The following is a 5,554-nucleotide window of genomic DNA, read 5'->3' as shown; positions in this document are numbered from 1 at the left end:
CATATTAAGAAATCCTTTAAAAATAGGGAAAATGTTTGATGTTGTAACCGTTTTTATGTAAAAGATTATTGCGGATGATTATGTTAATGATAATTGTTAGTATTTGCAATTATTGATGGTGTGAATTTATTCCGCTGACTTGTTTTTTATGAATAAGAGAGTGGTTGATGAATAGGAATAGTCATGTTGTTTGAAGAACCCAATGCACACAGCAACCCAAATCTTCATCAGGTTTGTCGATGGCTTTCTCGCGATGGTTGCAATATTGGCGATAACAGGTGGTGGCAACAAATGGCGTTTGAAGGGATGCCGATAGTGATGAATGCTGAGGATGAATACGCTGATGTGATCTTTATTTGGCGAGAACCGAGAGGTTCAGATATCCGAGAAGTGTACATTGATATTAATGGTGTCACCGACCATCACAGTTTTACTATGGCCAAGCTTTCTCAGATAGAAGGTACGGACGTGTGGTTTTATATCGCTTCTATTAAGCACACTTGGCGCGGTGGTTATTCTTTTATTCCAGTCCCTCATCAACTATGTCAGCCAAGTTATGTTGGCAGTTATCAAGAGAAAAGGGCTCAGCACCGTGAATGGTTAAAAAAACTATTTCCGTTGAGTTGTCGTGATGAGCTTGGCAGAAACCGATTGGATCATTGCCTGTGGGGAGTGAGCAAAACACCGCTGCATATGCCTAATGCTCCGTCGCAAATCTATTGGCAAATTTTTGATCAGAATGGCGGTAACCGTACCATTAAGTCGAGTTTCTCCCTCAACTGGCAGAGTAGGATACTGAATAACAGCCGCAGTGTATGGCTGTATTCCACCACACGCGATACGCAGAAAACATTGCCTGTCGTTTTTATTCTTGATGGCCGTTTTTGGTCTGAGTCGCTACCGATATACGACGCATTGTCATGTGCGACTCAGCAAGGCGTATTACCAGAAGCCCTATATGTGTTGATTGATGAAGTGGATGGCCACCAGCGAAGTGAAGAACTCAGTTGTAATCCGCTGTTTTGGCAAGCACTGATACAAGAACTATTCCCTTTAATTTCGGGTTATTTCACCATTAGTCAAGACCCCGAGCAAACCGTGGTCGTCGGTCAGAGCCTCGGTGGTTTGGCTGCTATGTTCGCTGCATTGAATTGGCCTGAGCGTTTTGGATCGGTCGTGTGTCAGTCTGGATCATTTTGGTGGCCAGATTTTTCTCTTGTTAAACCGCCTAGTGACTATGTACCACCTGAGTCACCGCATCTTCTTAGTGACATGAGCCGACAGATACATCAAGGGCTGGGTCGTCACTGCTGTTTGAACATTTTTATCGAAGTAGGAAGTGGCGAAGACATCATGGTCGATCTTAGCTTAGACCTATACCACCAACTCGCTGCTCAACGACACAATCTTCAATACCGAGTCTTTGATGGCGGGCATGAACGTCTATGTTGGCGTGGTGGCATCATCGATGGACTCTCTTACCTTTTTTCATTACCGCCGAAACGGAGTTAGACATGTCTGAACAATACGTTAATCCTTTTGATAATACTGAAAATCAGTTCACCGTCTTGATTAATCATCATGGTCAATACAGTTTGTGGCCTGAATTTAAGCCTACGCCATCAGTCCCTTGAGCGTATCTTGATGAACCCTAACTGACTTTGATAATGCGAAACAGGTGTTCTACCTTTGCTCGGATGCTGGTTTTTAGGTATTCGATTTTGAGCATTGTCTTGTTCTTACGAGGATGCTTTTTCGGTGCCCCTATGATCTTACATCTGGAACTTATTCGCTTCTTCCCTAAACATTTACCTATGTAAGTTTTGTTTCAGCTCTCATTTAGGCGATTGTTCCTTGATCAGTAACGATGGGTTCTATTTTGGCTGTCTAGTCAATACGATACAGAAGGCGAATAATCTGACGGAGAAGTATTGACTAACCCAGTATGGAGACCGTTGAAATGCCTTATAAAATAACGTCACTCGACCCTTTTGGGGTTATGGTTGAAGCGCAACACTCTTCTACCCATGTTGTTGAGCTTGATATATCGAGCTTACGCCATCTGTTTGAGCGTCATCAGCTCGTGCTCTTACGGGGCTTTACGGTTTTTGAACAGGCTGAAGATTTTGCTGATTATTGTGAGCAATGGGGAGAAGTGAGCATATGGCCGTTTGGCCGAGTACTTGAGCTGATTCAAAAAGAGCAGCCCGAAGATCATATTTTCGACAGCAGTTACATGCCGATGCATTGGGATGGTATGTATCGTCCGCAAGTACCAGAATACCAGATTTTCCAATGTGTCGAAGCTCCCTTACCCGGTAATGGTGGACGGACAACGTTTTGTCATACCATGCTTGCCTTAGACAATGCTTCGGAGCAGGAGCGATCATTATGGCGGAAAGCGACGGGACACTATCAACGTAAAATGGAGTTTTATCACAGTAAAACGGTTTCTCCGATCGTGATGCCTCATCCATATAAAGGCTATGACGTCATTCGTTATAACGAACCCCATGTGGTCGACAATGGTGATTTATTGAATCCCCCAGATGTCACGTTATCGGGCATTTCAGATAGTGAAGCGATGGCGTGCCATCAAAGTTTACGCCGCGCTTTGTATGACCCACGCAACTTCTATGCACATGAGTGGCAGTCAGGAGACATTGTTATTACTGATAACTTCTCTTTATTGCATGGCCGCGAGGCTTTCACATCACATACCCCACGGCATATTCGTCGTGTGCAGGTTTTAAGCAATCCGCCTTACCATAACCCTAGTTTGGAGTCGTACGAATGTCCGCAAGAGTAGTTGATATTGTTATTATTGGTGCAGGTCCGGTTGGTTTAATGAGCGCTTACTTAGCGCAGCGATGTGGATTGAGTACGGTTATCATTGATAAATCGTCAGAGCCATTACAGGTTGGTCGTGCTGATGCGCTTAATGCGAGAACGTTACAATTATTAGAAATTGTCGATCTGTTTGAGCCGCTGTATCCACTGGGTAAGCCTTGTAATACCAGTTCCGTATGGGCAGATGGGCAATTTATTTCCCGTCAATCTTCATGGTGGGAAGCGTTGGAAGGCTGCTTACATCCGCATTTTTTGATGCTTGGTCAGTCTTATCTTGAGCAGCTACTGGACGATAAACTTACTTCATTGAATGCCCCTGTATGGCGTCAAACATCGGTGAAGGATATTGTCATTCATCCAGAGAAGTGTCTGACCGAGCTAACCAATGGCGAGATCATTGAGTCGCGTTTTGTGATTGGTGCCGATGGCGCTCAGTCGTTTGTTCGCCAGAGGTTCACTATTCCCTTCCAGATAGTGCGTCCGGAAATTATTTGGGCTGTGATTGATGGAGTTATTGATAGTGACTTCCCCAAAGTCCCGGAAATTATTGTCTTTCAAGCGGAGACTTCGGATGTCGCGTGGATTCCTCGTGAAGGTGACATCGACCGTTTTTATGTCCGAATGGATACGCATGACTTTACCGTAGAGCAAGTGATCGAAAAAATTAATCGTGCCATGGCACCACATCAATTAAGGTTTAAAAAGAGAGTGTGGTTCTCTCAATTTGCGGTCAAAGAGTCCGTTGCTGAGCGTTATGACATAGAAAATCGCCTCTTTTTAGCCGGAGATGCTTGTCATGTTCATTCTGTCAATGGCGGGCAAGGTTTGAATACCGGATTAGCCGATGCGTTTAATTTGATCTGGAAACTGAACATGGTCCTAAAAGGTCATACGAATGAGTCACTGTTAACCAGCTATCAAGAGGAGCGTCAACCCGTTGCCCAGAGTGTAATTGCCAGCTCGGGTGAGTTAGTGCGCTCGACCAAATTTTCTGCAACGAATACTCATGCGCAAGATTACGTGAAAATAGTCGAGAAGCGTTCGGGCAATATTACCGGAATGGGCATTCGTTATGGTGAACAAGGATTAGTCGGTACGCGGATATTTGATTTTGTATTCAATACGCCAACGCAAAAAACTCGGCTTTATTCATTGCTGGATTATTGTCAATGGACATTATTGATCGCAAGTGATACCGATTATGAGTTGAATTTGCCAGAGTTTATTAAGGTGATTCGAATTGGCTCGCGGGCAGAATATGCTCCTTATTGGACAAGTCAAAATCCGTACACTGACCAAGCGTTATTAATACGTCCAGATGGCTACATTTATTCAATCCATAATTTGCTTGATTTGAATGCGTGGTTAGCAACCAGTATCGAGGCAATATCGAATGGTTTATTCGTGCAACCTGAGCTTTAAGCGGTGAGGACGATGATCGTCCTCACCAAAAGACAGTTGATGGTGGCGCAAATGATTTGCTTATTTCTTTGCCACTCATCGACTATCTAAACGCCAGTGATGTTACCGACGACTCATTTTATGAGGAAAAATAGTCGGGTTATTTATTCTCCATCATACTTTGAGTGATGCTATCAAATAATCAATAAAGCACCGTACACGAGGCGGAATATTTTTGCGACTTGGGTAGAGAATATTCATTGTTGTGCTGACTTGGTAAAAATCGGGAAATAACCGAATGAGCGATGGGCCGGGGATTTTATCAATTAAAAAATGAGCGATAGGGCCAACCCCTAATCCATTTTGAATCATTGCCATAACACCCAGCGGCGCATTACTGGTGTGCTTAGGTTGTAATTTTATTTGCTGCTCCTGCCCATTATGGTTAGTTAATGTAAGAATATTATTCGGTAAATTTAGCCGAGAGAGGTAAACCCAGTCGTGATCTTGTAAATCGTCTAGGCAAGTGATCGGCTTGGCGTTATTGAGATAATCTTGGCTGGCGTAAATACCTAATTCAAAAGGAGCAATCACTCGGCCTACCATCGACGATGACGTCAACTCGCCAATTCTAATCACTAAATCGAGGTTAGATTCGACCATATCTTGCAGACCATCATCTAAGCAAAGATCAAAATTGACATGTGGATACTGTTGATAAAATTCATTTAATAATGGATTGATCAGAAAGGTTCCAACGTCAATCGTCGTTCCAATACGAATTGTTCCTGATATCTCTGACGCTAAATGATTCACCGCCCCCAGCGCTTGATCGGCGATATTCAGTAAGCCACGGCTGTATTGATAAAAAGTGCTTCCCTCGGTGGTCAAACTAATTTTTCTGGTTGTTCGATGAAGTAGCCGCACATTGAGTTTTTTTTCTAATAGAGTGACTTGTTCACTGACCTTGGATTTCCCCATGCCGAGTGACTCTCCCGCTAATGTGAAGGAACCACATTCGACCACTTTATTAAATATGGCAATACGTTTTAATTCATTAAGCATTACTGTTCCCTTATTGGTAACTTTGGGTTCTATTTTTGTCATCTAGTCAAACCGCGTTGTCATCATAAATAATGACACAGTCGATTAGAGAGAATTTGAATGCTTTGGTTTCGGTTTAATAATAATTAAATTATTAACCCCCACCTTCATGGGAGCGGTTCCATTTTATGGGTTGACAATAACCTAAATTGTCATCGTTTATTCAGAATTATGAAAATAATTAAGGGCTGATTATGCT

At 43.0% G+C, this 5,554-nt stretch carries 5 protein-coding genes and 1 pseudogene; 4 read left to right on the top strand and 2 right to left on the bottom strand.

Translation table 11 applies throughout. From position 1 onward, the window contains the following. Positions 1–183: 183 nt before the first annotated feature. Both fes and CAG60_RS16850 read left to right on the top strand, forming a co-directional pair. Positions 184–1,512 (top strand): enterochelin esterase, encoded by a 1,329-nt coding sequence (fes, locus tag CAG60_RS03445; RefSeq protein ID WP_161438307.1) that lies wholly within the window; start codon positions 184–186, stop codon positions 1,510–1,512. A gap of 2 nt (positions 1,513–1,514) precedes the next feature. After that, positions 1,515–1,634 (top strand): MbtH family NRPS accessory protein, encoded by a 120-nt coding sequence (locus CAG60_RS16850; protein WP_158145169.1) that lies wholly within the window; start codon positions 1,515–1,517, stop codon positions 1,632–1,634. Here CAG60_RS16850 and CAG60_RS03435 read toward each other — a convergent pair. After that, positions 1,635–1,762 (bottom strand): annotated as a pseudogene (locus tag CAG60_RS03435) (IS5/IS1182 family transposase); the annotation flags it as partial. A gap of 198 nt (positions 1,763–1,960) precedes the next feature. On the opposite strand from CAG60_RS03435, the gene CAG60_RS03430 reads away from it, so the two are divergent. Continuing rightward, complete coding sequence (locus CAG60_RS03430) at positions 1,961–2,809, top strand: TauD/TfdA dioxygenase family protein (protein ID WP_161426295.1); 849 nt, start codon at positions 1,961–1,963, stop codon at positions 2,807–2,809. Next, positions 2,794–4,272, top strand: coding sequence for an FAD-binding protein (locus CAG60_RS03425; protein WP_161429801.1), 1,479 nt, complete (start codon positions 2,794–2,796; stop codon positions 4,270–4,272). Before CAG60_RS03430 ends, CAG60_RS03425 begins: the two co-directional genes overlap by 16 nt. Before the next feature lie 153 nt (positions 4,273–4,425). Here CAG60_RS03425 and CAG60_RS03420 read toward each other — a convergent pair whose 3' ends face one another. Next, positions 4,426–5,316, bottom strand: coding sequence for a LysR family transcriptional regulator (locus CAG60_RS03420; protein ID WP_161425117.1), 891 nt, complete (start codon positions 5,314–5,316; stop codon positions 4,426–4,428). Positions 5,317–5,554 lie beyond the last annotated feature (238 nt).

The sequence above is a fragment of the Vibrio sp. V33_P6A3T137 genome, from assembly GCF_009904835.1.
Lineage (GTDB): Bacteria > Pseudomonadota > Gammaproteobacteria > Enterobacterales > Vibrionaceae > Vibrio > Vibrio metschnikovii.
This window is presented reverse-complemented; position numbering and strand designations above follow the sequence as displayed.

Coding starts and splice junctions, on each gene's coding strand:
- fes (WP_161438307.1), top strand. CDS start 184: ATGTTGTTTGAAGAACCCAATGCACACAGCAACCCAAATCTTCATCAG.
- CAG60_RS16850 (WP_158145169.1), top strand. CDS start 1,515: ATGTCTGAACAATACGTTAATCCTTTTGATAATACTGAAAATCAGTTC.
- CAG60_RS03430 (WP_161426295.1), top strand. CDS start 1,961: ATGCCTTATAAAATAACGTCACTCGACCCTTTTGGGGTTATGGTTGAA.
- CAG60_RS03425 (WP_161429801.1), top strand. CDS start 2,794: ATGTCCGCAAGAGTAGTTGATATTGTTATTATTGGTGCAGGTCCGGTT.
- CAG60_RS03420 (WP_161425117.1), bottom strand. CDS start 5,316: ATGCTTAATGAATTAAAACGTATTGCCATATTTAATAAAGTGGTCGAA.